The 15,434-nt window shown below is 54.0% G+C and carries 19 protein-coding genes; 18 read left to right on the top strand and 1 reads right to left on the bottom strand.

The window, feature by feature from the left end; all coding sequences use genetic code 11:
- Positions 1-41: 41 nt before the first annotated feature.
- Genes EO126_RS03540 through EO126_RS03495 form a run of 10 tightly spaced genes read left to right on the top strand, consistent with a single transcriptional unit; the run spans position 42 to position 6,642 of the window.
- A complete protein-coding gene (locus EO126_RS03540; RefSeq protein ID WP_127007616.1) occupies positions 42-1,298 on the top strand; it encodes a phage portal protein in 1,257 nt (418 codons plus the stop codon).
- Positions 1,288-1,995, top strand: coding sequence for a head maturation protease, ClpP-related (locus EO126_RS03535; RefSeq protein WP_127007614.1), 708 nt, complete (start codon positions 1,288-1,290; stop codon positions 1,993-1,995). Before EO126_RS03540 ends, EO126_RS03535 begins: the two co-directional genes overlap by 11 nt.
- Positions 1,996-2,006: 11 nt before the next feature.
- Positions 2,007-3,197, top strand: a complete 1,191-nt coding sequence (locus EO126_RS03530) for a phage major capsid protein (RefSeq protein WP_127007612.1) — start codon at positions 2,007-2,009, stop codon at positions 3,195-3,197.
- A 3-nt stretch (positions 3,198-3,200) separates the two neighbouring features.
- On the top strand, positions 3,201-3,482 hold the full coding sequence (locus EO126_RS03525; protein WP_127007610.1) for a head-tail connector protein: 282 nt from the start codon (positions 3,201-3,203) through the stop codon (positions 3,480-3,482).
- 16 nt (positions 3,483-3,498) lie between these two features.
- Positions 3,499-3,840, top strand: coding sequence for a phage head closure protein (locus EO126_RS03520; RefSeq protein WP_225723666.1), 342 nt, complete (start codon positions 3,499-3,501; stop codon positions 3,838-3,840).
- Positions 3,827-4,246 (top strand): HK97 gp10 family phage protein, encoded by a 420-nt coding sequence (locus EO126_RS03515; RefSeq protein ID WP_127007606.1) that lies wholly within the window; start codon positions 3,827-3,829, stop codon positions 4,244-4,246. Before EO126_RS03520 ends, EO126_RS03515 begins: the two co-directional genes overlap by 14 nt.
- A complete protein-coding gene (locus EO126_RS03510) occupies positions 4,243-4,683 on the top strand; it encodes a phage tail terminator family protein (protein ID WP_127007604.1) in 441 nt (146 codons plus the stop codon). The genes EO126_RS03515 and EO126_RS03510 overlap by 4 nt, the downstream gene beginning before the upstream one ends.
- A gap of 3 nt (positions 4,684-4,686) precedes the next feature.
- Complete coding sequence (locus EO126_RS03505) at positions 4,687-5,769, top strand: phage tail sheath subtilisin-like domain-containing protein (RefSeq protein ID WP_127007602.1); 1,083 nt, start codon at positions 4,687-4,689, stop codon at positions 5,767-5,769.
- A gap of 23 nt (positions 5,770-5,792) precedes the next feature.
- Complete coding sequence (locus tag EO126_RS03500) at positions 5,793-6,212, top strand: phage tail tube protein (protein ID WP_014128573.1); 420 nt, start codon at positions 5,793-5,795, stop codon at positions 6,210-6,212.
- Between the two features lie 13 nt (positions 6,213-6,225).
- Entirely contained in the window at positions 6,226-6,642 is a 417-nt protein-coding gene (locus EO126_RS03495) for a phage tail assembly chaperone (RefSeq protein WP_075581378.1), read from the top strand.
- 200 nt (positions 6,643-6,842) lie between these two features.
- Here EO126_RS03495 and EO126_RS03490 read toward each other — a convergent pair whose 3' ends face one another.
- Positions 6,843-7,538 (bottom strand): hypothetical protein, encoded by a 696-nt coding sequence (locus EO126_RS03490; protein ID WP_127007600.1) that lies wholly within the window; start codon positions 7,536-7,538, stop codon positions 6,843-6,845.
- A gap of 80 nt (positions 7,539-7,618) precedes the next feature.
- Here EO126_RS03490 and EO126_RS03485 point away from each other — a divergent pair, with 80 nt between their 5' ends.
- The 8 genes from EO126_RS03485 to EO126_RS03450 are packed head-to-tail and all read left to right on the top strand — an operon-like array spanning position 7,619 to position 15,429.
- A complete protein-coding gene (locus EO126_RS03485; protein WP_127007598.1) occupies positions 7,619-9,739 on the top strand; it encodes a phage tail tape measure protein in 2,121 nt (706 codons plus the stop codon).
- Complete coding sequence (locus EO126_RS03480; protein ID WP_021840505.1) at positions 9,739-10,473, top strand: hypothetical protein; 735 nt, start codon at positions 9,739-9,741, stop codon at positions 10,471-10,473. The genes EO126_RS03485 and EO126_RS03480 overlap by 1 nt, the downstream gene beginning before the upstream one ends.
- Complete coding sequence (locus EO126_RS03475; protein WP_206168755.1) at positions 10,448-11,968, top strand: XkdQ/YqbQ family protein; 1,521 nt, start codon at positions 10,448-10,450, stop codon at positions 11,966-11,968. The genes EO126_RS03480 and EO126_RS03475 overlap by 26 nt, the downstream gene beginning before the upstream one ends.
- Positions 11,969-11,974: 6 nt before the next feature.
- Positions 11,975-12,394, top strand: a complete 420-nt coding sequence (locus tag EO126_RS03470; protein WP_014128566.1) for a DUF2577 domain-containing protein — start codon at positions 11,975-11,977, stop codon at positions 12,392-12,394.
- The gene (locus tag EO126_RS03465; protein ID WP_225723667.1) at positions 12,381-12,836 is read left to right on the top strand and encodes a DUF2634 domain-containing protein; all 456 of its coding nucleotides are present in this window, start codon (positions 12,381-12,383) and stop codon (positions 12,834-12,836) included. Before EO126_RS03470 ends, EO126_RS03465 begins: the two co-directional genes overlap by 14 nt.
- Complete coding sequence (locus EO126_RS03460) at positions 12,833-13,900, top strand: baseplate J/gp47 family protein (RefSeq protein WP_075581372.1); 1,068 nt, start codon at positions 12,833-12,835, stop codon at positions 13,898-13,900. The genes EO126_RS03465 and EO126_RS03460 overlap by 4 nt, the downstream gene beginning before the upstream one ends.
- Positions 13,887-14,453 (top strand): putative phage tail protein, encoded by a 567-nt coding sequence (locus tag EO126_RS03455; protein ID WP_225723668.1) that lies wholly within the window; start codon positions 13,887-13,889, stop codon positions 14,451-14,453. The genes EO126_RS03460 and EO126_RS03455 overlap by 14 nt, the downstream gene beginning before the upstream one ends.
- Complete coding sequence (locus tag EO126_RS03450) at positions 14,446-15,429, top strand: phage baseplate protein (RefSeq protein ID WP_127007594.1); 984 nt, start codon at positions 14,446-14,448, stop codon at positions 15,427-15,429. The genes EO126_RS03455 and EO126_RS03450 overlap by 8 nt, the downstream gene beginning before the upstream one ends.
- The last annotated feature ends 5 nt before the right edge of the window (positions 15,430-15,434 follow it).

The following is a 15,434-nucleotide window of genomic DNA, read 5'->3' as shown; positions in this document are numbered from 1 at the left end:
AAAATATCATAAATTTGTCGATAGAGCAATAGGAGGTTTCCATGCACATCCCTTTTTTATCCAGCCTGTTCCGTACCCGGGACAAGCCTCAGAACTATTATATCGGCACGGATTTCCGTTATCTGTTCGGCCCCTCTGCCAGTGGCAAGACGGTGAACGAGTTCACGGCTATGCAGACGACGGCAGTGTATGCCTGCGTCCGCATCCTGGCGGAAACTCTGGCAGCCCTGCCGCTCCAGCTGTACCGTTACACGCCTGGCGGCAAGGAGCGGGTCTATGACCATCCGCTGTACCATCTACTCCATGATGAGCCGAATCCGGAGATGACTTCGTTTATCTTCCGGGAAACGCTCATGAGCCACCTGCTCATCTGGGGCAATGCTTACGCCCAGATCATCCGCGACCGATTAGGGCGGGTACAGGGACTATACCCGCTCAGGCCGGACAAGATGACCGTCTGCCGGGATGACCGGGGAAAGATTTTTTATCTGTATACCAAGACGGGAGATGAGAATCCGAACATCAAGCCGTATGGTCAGGTGGCCCTGCAGAAGGAAGAAGTGCTGCATATCCCCGGCCTTGGGTTTGACGGCCTGGTCGGTTATTCGCCGATTGCCATGGCCCGCAATGCCGTGGGCATGACCATGGCCTGCGAGGAATACGGTGCCTCTTTCTTTGCGAACGGGGCCAGCCCCAGCGGGGTGCTGGAACATCCAGGCGTTCTGAAGGATCCGGCCAAAGTCCGGGATTCGTGGAATGCCGTCTACCGGGGGACGGGCAATGCCCACAAGGTGGCTGTGCTGGAAGAAGGCATGAAGTACCAGCAGATCGGCATCCCGCCGGAAGAAGCACAGTTCCTGGAAACACGGAAGTTCCAGCTCGATGAGATTGCCCGGCTCTACCGCATCCCGCCACACATGATTGGCGACCTAGAGAAAAGTTCCTTCAATAACATCGAGCAGCAGTCCATGGAATTCGTGAAATACACGTTAGACCCATGGGTCATCCGCTGGGAGCAGGCCATGCAGAAAGCCCTATTCCTGCCGGAAGAGAAGAAGCAGTATTTCCTGAAGTTCAACGTGAACGGCCTCATGCGCGGCGACTACGAGAGCCGCATGACCGGGTACAGCATCGGCCGGCAGAACGGCTGGCTGTCCGCCAACGATATCCGGGAGATGGAAGACATGAATCCCGTCCCCGATGAGGAAGGCGGTAATCTGTACCTGGTGAACGGCAGCATGACCAAGCTCAAAGATGCCGGGGCCTTTGCCCGGAAGGGAGAAACGAATGAAACATAAATTTTGGAAGTGGGTGACCAATGCGGCCCCCGATGCCTTCGGCAGTGAACGGACGCTGTACCTGGACGGCCAGATCTCGGACGAGACCTGGTGGGGCGATGAGGTAACGCCGAAGGCGTTCAAGGAAGAACTGAATGCGGGCAGCGGCGATATCACCCTCTGGATCAACAGTCCGGGCGGTGACTGCTTTGCCGCTGCCCAGATTTATAACATGCTCATGGAATATCCGGGGAACGTCACCGTTAAGATTGACGGACTGGCTGCTTCGGCGGCCTCTGTCATCGCCATGGCCGGGACCAAGGTCTGTATGTCGCCAGTGGCCATGCTGATGATCCATAATCCGGCGACCCTGGCCTATGGTGACCAGTCAGAGATGGAAAAGACCATCGGCATGCTGAGCGAAGTCAAGGAAAGCATCATCAACGCCTACGAAATCAAGAGCGGCCTGGCCCGCACGAAGATTTCTCACATGATGGATGACGAAACCTGGCTCAATGCAAAGAAGGCGGTAGAACTTGGCTTTGCCGATGAAATCCTGTTCGACCAGAAGAAGGACAATGGAGAGCAGCCGGAAGCCATGATTTATACGCCAGTAACTGTTACCAATTCGTTGGTACAAAAACTGAAGCCCCATGAACCGATTCATAAAGTGCCAGCCGCATCCTTAGAAAAACGGCTGGCATTGCTCATTCATTAAGGAGGACAACAATGGATACGATTTTAGCACTGCGTGAGAAACGCAAGAACCTCTGGGATGCCGCCAAGAATTTTCTGGATACCGTCCGTGATGAAAATGGCATGGTCTCTGCAGAAGATGCGGCTCGCTACGACAAGATGGAAGCGGATGTAGTAAATCTCGGCAAAGAAATCGACCGCCTGGAACGCCAGCAGCAGCTCGACGCCCAGCTTGCCCAGCCCACTACTACACCGATTACTGAACTCCCTGGCGCAGGCCAGAATGGAGCAGAAAAGAAAGGCCGTGCGTCTGATGCCTATCGTAAGGCTTTCTGGGACAGCATCCGCCATAAGAACTTCATTGATGTACAGAACGCCCTGAGTGCAGGCACCGATGCTGATGGTGGCTATCTGGTACCGGACGAATTCGAACACCAGCTCATCGACAAGCTCCAGGAAGAGAATTTCTTCCGCGGCCTGGCCACGGTCATCCACACCAGCGGCGACCGCAAGATTCCCATCGTGACGGGTCATGGCGAAGCGTCCTGGATGGAAGAGAACGGCCTCTACCCGGACAGCCAGGATACCTTCGGCCAGCAGTCCATCGGGGCGTACAAGCTGGGGACGGCTATCCGTGTGTCGGAAGAACTGCTGAACGACAGCGCTTTCGACCTGGAAAGCTACATTGCCGGTGAATTTGCCCGCCGTATCGGCACGAAGGAAGAAGAAGCCTTCCTCACCGGTGACGGGAAGAACAAGCCGACTGGCTTGTTCCCGTCCGCGGAGCTGGGCGTGACAGCCAATGGCGCATCCATCACCTTTGATGATGTCATCGACCTGTATCACTCCCTGCGCATCCCGTACCGCCGCAAGGCCGTATGGCTCCTGAACGATGCAACCATTAAGGCCTTGCGCAAGGTGAAGGACAACAACGGCAACTACATCTGGCAGCCGTCTGTCACGGCCGGTACGCCGGATACTATCCTGAACCGTCCCTGCTACTGCACTTCCTTTGCACCGGAACTGGCGGCGGGCAGCCGTCCCATGCTCTTCGGGGACTTCAGCTACTACTGGATTGCCGATAGGGAATACCGCTCCTTCAAGCGGCTTAACGAATTGTATGCCGCCAACGGCCAGATCGGCTTCCTTGCCAGCCAGCGCGTCGATGGCATGCTGATGCTCAAGGAAGCGGTCAAGGCCCTGGAGATGAAAGCGAAGGGATAAGCCATGATTGTGACGCTGGAAGAAGCCAGGGAATACCTGCGGATTGATGAAGATGACACGAGTAATGATGACGTCATCCAGTCTTCCCTGGAAACAGCCCAGGCCCTCTGCCTGGACTTGGCCCGCTGCGAGGAAGCGGATGCCGAAGAGAATCCCGTCGTGTTCCATGAAGCCATCCTCTATGCTGCGGCTTTTTTGTATGAACACCGTGAGGAAGCGGACTACGCAGGACTTTTGAAACGTCTGCGCTGGCTGCTGTTCGGGGTCCGGCGGAGCTGTTTTTGAAAAAGGGGGGATGCCCATGAAGACGGGGCTTTTGAACAAACGGATTGAGATTCTGGGAAAGCAGGCCGTGACGGATGAATATGGTTTCGATACCCAGGCTGACGTCGTAGTATATCGCTGCTGGGCATCCATCGAGCCTGCCCGGGGCAAAGTGTTCTATGAGATGGAACGCAAGGCGGACACGGAGTACAGCAAGATCACTATCCGCTGGCGTCCCCATATCACCCATGATATGAAGGTGAAGTATCAGGATCACTTCTACGACATCGACACCATCGTCGACCCGTACATGCGCCATGAAGCACTGGAACTGTACTGCACGGAAGAAGTGAGGGGGACGGGCAATGAGCGGAAGTGACTTTGAGGTCAAAGGATTGGATGACCTTTCAGAAAAACTGCTTTCTGCTATTGAAGAGTTTCCCGGCACTGCCGAGAAGGGCCTGGTGACGCTTGGCAACAAGCTCAAAAAGGAGTGCGTAAAAAACACGCCGGAAGGCAGCACGGGCAAGCTGAAGAAAGGCTGGAAGCATAAGGTGGAAGGGTATAACGGCTCGGAGCTGACCTATGAACTGGTCAACAGGCATCCGGTCCATCACCTCTTGAATAACGGCCATGTCAAGAAAACGCCGGGCGGCAGGACCGTGGGCTATTATGAAGGCCGGCACTATACGGAGAAATCCGTCAAGGTCTTCGAAGCCAGCGACTTGCAGCCGGGACTGGAGAGACTCACGAAGAAGCTCCTCAAGAAAGCAGGCGGCACATGATCCATGATCTCGATATTCTGCAGGCGGTGCAGCAGAAATTCAAAGAGCGGTTCCCGTATCCCGTCTACCTGCAGGAAGTCAAGGAAGGCTTTGCGCCGCCGGCCTTTTTCCTGAAGACAATGACTGTAGCGACGCCGCAGAAAGAAAACGAGGTCTACCGGGATACGGACCTCTACATTACGTATCTGCCGAAGAAGCAGGAAAAAAGCACGGCCATCTACGCCGTGCTTTTTGCTGCGGAAAATTTATTCCGGGACGGACTGAAAGTCGGCAACCGTTATCTCCCTGTCGTGTCTATGAGTGAGGAGCTGATGGGGACGGACAATGACGGCGGGCGTCTGACGCTGACCTTCCAGTACTATGACGTCCGGGAAAAAGAAGAAACGGCAGAAATCATGAAGGTATTGCATCAGCGGTACCAGGGAAAGGAGACGTAACCCATGAAAATGCCATCCATCAATATCGCGTTCAAAGAAAAAGGCATCAGTGCCGTCGAACGCAGCGAACGCGGTATTGTCCTTCTGATTCTGAAAGAAGAGACACTGCCGTCCCAGACGGAAGTGAACCTGTATACGGCAGATGACATTCCCAAAGAACTCTCAGACAGCAACCGTGAGCAGCTGGAACTGACCCTTCGCGGCTACGTGAACAGTCCGAAGAAGGTCATCGCCGAAATCATCAGCAAGGATGCAGAAGATTATACCGATGTCCTCAAGGCCATCGAGAACAAGCGCTTCGATTACCTGGTCATCCCGGACATCGAAGAAAACCACATCGACACCATCGCGACCTGGATCAAGGGGATGCGGACGAATAAGAATAAGCGCATCAAGGCCGTCCTGCCGGACTGCACAGCGGATACGGAAGGAGTCATCAACTTCGTCAATCAAGTCATCCGCACGAAAACGAAGACCTACACGACGGCCCAGTACTGCGGGCGCATCGCGGGTATCATCGCAGGAACGCCGATGACCATTGCCTGTACGTATGCGCCGCTGCCGGAAGTCATTGGCTGCGACGTCTGGACGAAGGAAGAAATGGATACTATGACGGATGCCGGCAAATTGTTCTTCTTCTTTGACGGGGAAAAGGTCAAGCTGGGCCGCGGCATCAACTCCCTGGTCACGACGGTCCAGGGCAAAGGGGTATCGTTCCAGAAAATCAAGCTCGTCGATTTGATGGACATGATGTATGACGATATCCGCACCACAGCCCAGGATCATTACCTTGGCAAGTATGCCAACAGCTATGCCAACCGATGCCTCCTGGTGACGGCTATCCAGGGGTATCTTGACCAGCTGGCCCAGGAGGGCCTGCTGGAGCAGGGGCAGAATACGGCTTATATCGATGTGGAATCCACAAAGATCTGGCTGGAATCCAATGGCAAGTATACGAAAGAGGAACTGGCGGATATGTCGGAAATGGACATCAAGATGGCCAATATCGGCAGCAATGTCTTTATAGCCGTAGATGCTTCGCTCCTGGATGCCATGGAAGATGTCACGATTGCCGTCAATATCTGAGGAGGTGAGGTACAGTGAACAGCATGGAAGCCAAACGGGTGATGAACGGCAAGTATGCCGACCTCTATATCGACGGCGACCTCATGGCCGAAGCCACGGCTTTCAAGGCCGAGGTCACGCTGACCAAGGAAGAAGTGAAGATGCTCCGTCATGTCGGCAAGGGCTACAAGGTCACAGGCTATGACTGCAAAGGGCAGCTGAAGCTCCATAAAGTCTCGAGCTACATGATCAAGAAGATGAACGACAACATCAAAGCGGGCAAGCAGACCGTCGTGACCATCGTATCCGTCCTTGACGATAAGGACGCCATTGGCAGCGAACGCATCGTCATCAAGGATGCGACCTTTGACAGCCTGATCCTGGCCGACTGGGAAGTGGACAAGATGGGCGAGGAAAGCTACAGCTTCACCTTTTCGGATTGGGATCTCTTGGATTTAGCATAAGGAGAACAAGCACATGAATATGGTAGACCGACTGCTGAAAGCAGATATAGTGAACAAGCTGGCCGAACGGCCTGAAAAGAAAGTGAAGATGGAACGGCTCTCGAAGCTGTTCGGATTCGATTTTATCATCACGCTCCGGGCCATCGACCCGGAACGCTACGCCGATATCCAGAAGATGGCCGTGGACTTCACCAACGGCAGCGCCGACAATATCGACATTTATCAGATGCAGACCCAGACGCTCCTGGCGGGGATTGCCGATCCGGACCTCAAGAATAAGGATCTGCTGGAAAAATTCGGGGCCGTACTTCCTGGTGACATCATCCGCAAGCTCTTCCTGGCAGGCGAGATTGCCGACCTTACGGCACAGATTACAGAACTTAACGGCTATACGACCCAGGAAAAGGCGGACAAAGCCGTAAAAAACTGATTCGGACCGATGGCGAGGTGCAGGCGATGTATCTATTGTTCCGGGAGCATCACCTGCTGCCGTCAGCGGTCATGAAACTGGGATACGGCGAACGGCAGGTGCTGTATGCTTTTATCCGCTATGAGATGGAAGAACGCGATAAAAAAGTATCTTCAGCATTATCGGATTAACTGCTGAAAATACGGCTATCTGCCATAAAGTCATAAGGCAGGCTCAAGCCACTTAGATATTTCATAGACGAAGTCGCTTTTTTTCTTGCATTGTGGGTGGCCGACACGTAGTACATGAAAGGTTTGATTGCCCAGAGTGGAAATGGCTTCCTGCCAGGGCATTTTTCTTTTCCCGATGTCTTTAGAACCGTTGTAATGAATATTATAACGGTCAAAAACGTTAGGTATGTAATCGTCATAATACCAAGCTGTATAAAAAATGATATGAGTAGGATGTATTACCTTTAATTCCTGCTGAAGGACTTTTAGGTTTAGGATACAGTTGGATTTTACAAAATCTGAGGTAGTATCCTTTCCTCCGGAATTGTTGCATTTGACAATATTGGTAAATGCGATGTGTTCTATAGAATCGTCACCGAATATTCTCTGAGTGATAGCACGAGTATAGCTCCAATATGGCCAGCTTTTGTTCCACAGAGATTCACGGGTATATTGAAAGGGATTGCGAAAGCCGTCTTCAATCGTGCCGGGATTGTTTCTGGCATTTTTACCGACAAATAGAATTCTCTTGGAAGTTTTATTAAAATCGGAACCTACGCACCAGCAGCCAATCGGTAAGGATAAATGTTCTTTCTTGTGACATTCTTCACAGATTTTGCAAGTACCAAGCTCCATATGGTGATATCGTTCAGCTAATCTTTTTTCTGTTTCATTGAAATAGCGCATTGGAATTCCTCCGTAACGATAGACTTCTTTTATCTTACTATATTTTTAATATCTGTAACAACATTGAGAGGTGAAACAGCATGGCCAATAATGTCATCGATGCCGCCATCCGGCTGCGGGATTTGTTCACGCCGACCGTGCGTAGCGTCAATGCCAGCCTGGGGACCATGAAGACCCAGATGGCGGCGGCGAAACAATCGGTCAGCGGACTGTCGGACAAGCTGACGGAGCATGAGCGCATCCAGAAACGGACGGCGAAGAGCATCGAGCAGACGGGAAGCAAGATTTCCGGCTTATCAGACAAGATGGCCCTGCTGTCAGCCCCCCTCCTGGCAGCCGCAACGGCAGGCTTCAAGCTGCACAGCGACTTTGCCAACGGTATCGCCAAGATTTCGACTTTGGTCGACACGACGGTCGTTTCCATGCAGAAGGTCAGTGATGAGATTCGTGCTGTCAGCGATGAAACGGGCGCAGGTGTCGCTGATCTTTCGGAATCGGTCTACCAGGCCATTTCCGCTGGTGTCGATGCGGCCCATGCCGTGGGCTTTGTCAAAGACATGACAATTGCTGCGAAAGCCGGCTTCACCGACACGACGACTGCCGTTAACGGTGTGACCACGGTCCTCAATGCCTATGGAAAATCGGCAGAAGAAGCCACGGCGGTGACGGACCAGATGCTCCTGGCACAGAACTTCGGCAAGACATCCTTTGGCGAGATGGCCCAGTCCATGGGCAATGTCATCCCCATTGCGGCACAGCTCAATGTCAGTACCCAGGAACTGTTCGGTTCCATCGCCGTCCTGACCAAGAACGGTATCCGGACCAGCGAGGCCATTACCGGACTCAAGGCGGCTTACAGCAACATCCTGAAGCCGTCTGCCGAAGCGGCGAAACTGGCTCAGTCCCTTGGCCTTGAGTTCAATGCGGCTCATCTGCAGAGCGTGGGCTGGGTGAAGTTCCTGGACGAAGTGAAGCGGGCGACAGGCGGCGATGCCGAACAGATGGCCCAGCTCTTTGGCTCTGTCGAGGGCCTGAACAGCATCCTGGTCCTGACGGGCAAGGGAGCCGGGGACTTCGATAAGGTCATGGACCAGATGGCCCAGTCTGCCGGCATGACCCGGGAAGCCTATGAGAAGATGCTGACCCCGTCGGAGCAGATGCAGATTGCCATGAACCAGCTGAAGAATGCCGGCATGGATTTAGCGGTGTCGTTTACGCCGTACTTCAAGGCCATGTCGATGCGCGTCAAGGAACTGGCTGCCTGGTTCCGTGCGCTTACACCGGAACAGAAAACGCTGATTGGCCAGGTGGCTTTTGGCATCGTGACCTTCCAGCTCTTCGGTTCCACCCTGGGGCGGGTGCTGACGGTCGGCGGCAGGGCTTTTGGTACTTTCAACTCTATTGCCACGGGCATTAGCAAAGCCGGCAGTGTCTCGAAGTATCTCTCGACCCAGTTCAAAGGACTCATTCCGGTCTGCCGGGGCATTGCCATCGTGGCCAGGGGCATGGGCAGTACCTTTCTGACTGCCGGACGCATGATGATCACCATCATCCGCGCCGTAGGCGCCGCAGCCATGGCCAATCCCATCATTATCATCATTGCCGCGATTATTGCTGCCTTGTACCTTCTGTGGAGGAACTGGGATACCGTGTCGCATTATATCGAACAGGCTATACAGGCTGTATCGGACGCCGTCGATGCAGGGATGAACTGGATCAGTTCTGCCTGGGACGGAGCCATGAACGGCATCAGCGAGACGGCCTCCAGTATCTGGGAAAGCATCAAGGACACCTTTCGCAGCGGTGTGAACTGGGTCATCGACCAGGTGAACGGCCTGATTTCCAGCATCAACGGCCTGTCTATCGACATTCCGTCCCTGACGGGAGGGGCGCCGACCCATGTGGGATTTGATATCCCAAGTATCAGCCACTTTGAAAGCGGTGTCGAGAACTTTCGTGGCGGCTTTGCCGTCATCAATGAAGACCGCCGGGGCGAGTTGGTACACCTGCCCAACGGCAGTACGGTCATACCTCATGATGAAAGCATCCGTCAGGCCATGAACGCCGGCAGCGGCGGCATCACCATCTGCATTGATACGATGAACGTTCGCAGCGAGCAGGACATCGACGCCGTCGCTGAAAAACTCGTCGAAAAAATGAGACTGTACGGCATGAACCGCATGAAAGGAGCGACCCTCTGATGAGTTCTTTCTTAGCATCCCTGTTGAACGCCATCGGCCAGGCTGCATCTTCCCTCACAATTTCTCTCTCTTCTGAATCGGCAGCGGTGGTCTTTCCCGTCCTGCCTTCGGAGCTGATGGTATCTGTCAATACGAATCATGGCACGGTGAACATCAATAACTTCGGCGACTACCTCATGATGGGAAAGACGGGACTCAGGACACTGACCCTTTCCGGATTTTTCCCAGCACAGGATTATCCCTTTGCCATGATGGGCCTTGCGCCTTATACATACATCGCCCAACTGGAAACGATGCGTACCGGTGACAGCGTCTGTCAGCTGACGGTGTCGGATACGCCGCTTTCCATGCCCTGCCTGATTTCGTCCTTCAAGTTTGGTGAAAAGGACGGCAGCGGCGATGTCTATTACGAGCTGGGCCTGACAGAGTACCGCTACGTCACAGCACCGGAGACGGGAAAGACCGATGCTGCGACAGGGCTGAAGAAGCGGCCGGAATCGTTCTGGTCGAAGATGAAGAAGAACATCACCTATTATCCCGGTGACAGTATCGGGAACGTCATCGGCCGGGCCGTGGGGAAATCGGTGACGCTCAACAATGAGCAGTTCTCGAAGTTCCAGATCTATCGCAGCATCGTCCGTAACGGCGGTCTTTCGCCCGGGGATATCATCCGCCTGACGACGATGAACCTCAAAAGGAATGATGAAAATGTTCCAGTTGCAAAGAATCAATAAGAAAACCAATACCGAGGATGCTCAGACGGAAGGCCAGAAAAAGCCCGAGAACGCAGACCTTACGGGCTGGCTGATTTGTGCAACTTGGTCCGGGGACGTCGAACAGGCCGGACGCAGGCTGGAATTCGATCTGGCCTATACGACGCGGGATAAATCTTGGCAGAATCCGGAACTGGAACTGGGGGACGAGGTGCTGTTTATCCACATTGACGATAAGACGCAGCAGACTGTCCACCTGTTCCAGGGACGTATTTTTGGCCGCAGCCGGGAGAGCGGCTCTTCCGTGATGCATTTTACAGCCTTTGACAATATCGTCTATCTGGCCAAGTCCCGCATAACCAAGAAGTACACGAACGTCACAGTGGCCGACGCCATCCGCCAGACCATCAATGACTTTTCTATTCCGGCTGGGACTATTCCCGACCTGTCCGTCACCTGCAATTTCATTGCCGATGATATCTCGGCTACGGAGGCTATCAAGCAGGCATTATCCTATCAGTCTGCACAGGATGGCAAGGGATACCATATCTACATGACCGAAGGGAAGCTCAACGTGGTCTGCATGAATGACCAGGTGGTGGAGGACTTCCTGATCAGCGATGTGACGAATCTGACGGGCGCGTCTGTTTCTGAATCGGTGGAAGACATGGTATCGAAAGTGGTCGTCGTTGACAGTACGGGACAGACGAAGGGGGAGCTGCCCAATACTACAGACATCCAGAAATTTGGTCTCATCCAGGCCATTTGCAAGGCCGACCCTAAGCAGGACGATGCCTCGCAGGCAAGGGCCATGCTGAAGACCGTCGCCCATGACATGTCCATCCGGGCCATCGGTCATATCCAGTGCATCGCTGGGCTTTCTGTCTCAGTCCAGGAAGAACAGCTCAAGGGCCAGTTCTTCATCAAGTCGGACAGCCATAAAATCGAAGGCAACAAGCACCTGATGGAGCTGCATCTGGTATTCAACAAACTGCTGGATGAGCAGAAACAGGAACTGGACAGTACATCGTACAATGCCAACCCAGACTATGTGCCGCCAGCGGAAACGGAATCGACATCTTCTGTTCCTGCAGGTGGCGCTATCGCTGGCAGCAGTGTGGTCGATGCGTGCATGGCCAATTTCGAGGGTACCGTTTCTCCCTATGGCTCAGAAGGCTGTGTCGACCGGGCGACCATCGCTGCAGCGGGCTATTCCCCTTTTGCAGCGCAGGAATATAACAATGGCGTGAAAGGCTGCGACCAGCTGCGCGCCGATGCCGAAGCGCAGGGTATGGCTATCCCTTATGACCCGTCGCAGCTCGAAAAGGGCGACATCATCATGTACAACCGCTACAGCAAGCCGGACCCGAACTGGCATGTCGTCGTCTATGACGGAAGCGGCGGCTGCTGGGGCAACAGCTCCAATGTCTATGGCTGTTTTCATCACTACGAAGGCAGCATCGATATGGGGAGCGACTATTATCCGGCGACCATCATCAAGACATCGAGGGGGTGACAGGAGATGCAGAAAAATCCGTATATCAGCCTGCTGAATCTGATGGAGCAGGTCAGCCGCAGCAGCAATAGCCCGGACATTCAAATCGGGCAGATCCTTGCTTCGCCGCCAGAGATTAAAGTCCGTTACAACGGCATCATCCTGACGAAAGAGGAGCTGTGGATTTCCCATTATCTCCTGGCAGGTTATGGCCGCACGGCTAAAGGCCATCTGGTATCGGCGACACAGAACCGTGCCGGCGGCAGCGGCGATGCGGCTTACCAGTCCCATAATCATGATATCGATAATGCCTACACCGATTCCGTCATCTATACGGATACGCTGAAGCCCGGCATGTACGTGGCCATCATGCCCATGCTCATCAACGACCGGATTCAGCAGTACATTATTTTGGATGAGATTGTGAGGATTGATGGCCATGGCTGATCCTTTTGTAGCAATGAACAGCATCCAGGCAGCGAACCGGAATGAGTCGCTGCCTCTTTTCGTAGAATACGGCTATGACTTTGATAAGCAGTGCTTCCGCTACGATGAAAAAGGCCAGAACCTGATGGTGACAGAAAATGAAGCCCTCAAGGTCTGGATTTATAAGGCAATCCTCACCGAGCGGTATCGCTACTTGGCCTATGATGACAGCTATGGCATTACCATCGAGCCGTATCAGGGGAGAGCGCCAAACAGCCAGTATACGGCAGACAGGATTTGCCAGAATATCCGTGAGGGATTGATGGTGAATCCGTACATTGCCCGCATTAACCATATCGAGGTGGAGAAGCGGGAACGGGATGATTTGGCCATTACGGTTGACGTCACTTCCATTTACAGTGACGAATCATTGACCGTGACGGCAGGAAGGAGCGAGGCATGAGCAATTTATTTGATGCACAAACCAAAGATGTGATTGAGAGCCGCATGGCCCAAACCCTGCACACCATTACGGAAAAAGAGCAAAGTACCATGGAAGGCACCTTTGCCCGCGACCTGATCGACGCCAATGCCGTGGAATTTGAGAGCAGCTATGCCGAGATGGCCATGTTGCGCGACGCGGCCTTTGCCGAAACGTCCTGGGGCGACTACCTGACGCTGCGGGCAGCGGAATTTGGCGTCGATCGCAAGAAAGCCGTCAAGGCCAAAGGAGAAGTTACGGTGACGGGGATGGCAGGAGCCTACATCATTCGCAGCAGTCTCTTCCAGACAAAAGACGGCCAGCGATTTTATACCCTGGAGTCGGCCACCATTCCTGCCGATGCCGCTGAGGTTACGATTCCCGTGGAAGCTGCCGATGCCGGGGCGAGTGGCAATGTGGCCGAAGGAACGATTACAGAAATCCCCTATTCCATCCCGAATATCTCGGCAGTCGTTAACCATAAGAAATGCACCGATGGGGCGGATGAAGAAACGGATGACGCACTCCTTGCCCGGCTCCTGTTCCGGGTGCGCCAGCCTATCACCTCGGGCAATGCCAATCATTATCGTGACTGGGCCATGTCTGTCGATGGCGTCGGGAACTGCAAAGTCATCCCGCTCTGGCAGGGCAATGGCACGGTGAAGGTCATCATCGTCACGGCAGAGAATGAATCGGCATCGGCTGAACTGATCCAGGAGGTCTATGACTACATCGAAAGCCAGCGGCCTATCGGTGCGACCGTGACCGTCGTTTCGCCGGCGCCATTATCCATTGATTTGACGGCAGATGTCTATGGCACAGCCAGCCCCGATGCCGTAAAGGCAGCCATGACAGCCTATCTCAAGCAGACGGGCTTCACGCTTTCTTATGTCAGCCTGGCCCAGATGGGGAAACTCCTCCTTTCCATCAGTGGCATTACGGATTATAAGGATTTGAAGCTTAATGGAAAAGCGGCCAACGTGGAACTGACGAACGAGCAGATCCCCGTGGCAGGGAAGGTGGTGCTGAACCTTGTCAGCCAATGACTGGATGCGGCAGAGCCGGATGGATATCCTGAAGTATTTGCCGAATTTCTTATCCAAAGACCCGATGTTCCACTGCGCGGCAGAAACCTGCAATGAGGAACATGACCGTCTGCGCCTGGCTCTGCAGGATCTGGCGGACAACTTCTTCGTGAACACCGCCACCTGGGCGCTGCCGCTTTATGAATCGTTCCTGGGCATCAAGCCCAGTGACGGAGATAGTGACGAATTCCGCTGGCAGCGGATTTTCTTCAAGCTGCAGCACGTGGATGTGTCTACAAAAGATTTCATGAACTCCATCATCAATCTCTACAGTGTCGGCCATATCGAGGAAGTCAATGAGGAATACTACTTCAAGGTGTACTGCATCATGAACGGCAAAGATACCACGACCTTGCAGAAGCTCATCACGCAGCTCAACATCTACAAGCCGGCCCATCTGGGATACGCCATCTACCTGGGTTATTCCTGGAATGGCAAGATTCACTGGAACGGGGAAGCTACCTTCTCGACGGCGACCATCGTATCCAAGAAAGGAGTGATGACAAATGGATGATTACAGCAAAGAGAAATGGTCTGCCGACTTCCCGGACCGTGCCGGACAGGAAGTCCGGCCCACAGAAGCTGTGGAGAATACGCTGGATTATGATGTGCTTTTCCCACAGTATCTTTCGGAAGACCCGGTTGTATTCAACCAGCAGAACAAGACTGTGTCCCAGCTGGTCAGCAATGATGCCCGGCTCTATGAGCGGATTTCCGCTACGGCAGCTGACATCAATGCCCATCTGACGGACGCCAATGCCCACGCGACTGGCATCAGCGGCAATGCGGCCAGTGCGTCGAAGCTGCAGACGGGGCGGAAGATTCACCGGGTTGTCTTTGATGGCACGAAGGATATTACACTGCCAGATTTCAGCGGCTGCGGCGAAAAGACGGCAGGCCAGAGCGGTATGGTCCCGTCACCTTCTGCTGGGAAGCTGAATACCGTCCTGCACAGCAACGGCAGCTGGGGCAAGGTCACCTACGCCGATATGGACGAGGAAGCCGTGGCCAAGATCCAGGCATGCCCGTTCCCTGTCAATGCCATCTACATTTCTACGGACGGGAAGAATCCCGCGACATACTGGCCCGGGACGACCTGGGTGGCCTTTGCCATGGGACGTTGCCTGATCGGGGCCGGAGCAGCAGACAGCGGAACCATGTACAAGGCCGGGGACAAGCTGGGTGAGGAGAAGCACAACCTTACGATTCCAGAAACTCCGGCTCATGGCCATACAGTCGGAGACAGCGGAAATCATCGTCACTGGTCCTGCGGGTCATTGCCGCGCAACTTCCAGTGGGATGCCTGTGAAGGCAATGATGCACCTGTTGCCGTAGGTTATGGCGACGGTTGCTGGCATGGGAATCAGGTGGACGGGCATACCTCCTGGGATGGGAATCATTCCCACAGCCTTTCCCGGACGGGTGGTGGCCAGCCGCACAACAACATGCAGCCGTCCATCGTCGTGTACATGTTCCAGCGGACAGGCTAGGAGGT

The sequence above is a fragment of the Veillonella seminalis genome (assembly GCF_003992065.1).
In the GTDB taxonomy this organism is placed as follows: Bacteria; Bacillota; Negativicutes; order Veillonellales; family Veillonellaceae; genus Veillonella_A; species Veillonella_A seminalis.
The sequence above is the reverse complement of the archived record's forward strand: the minus strand, read 5'-3'. Positions and strand labels throughout refer to the sequence as shown.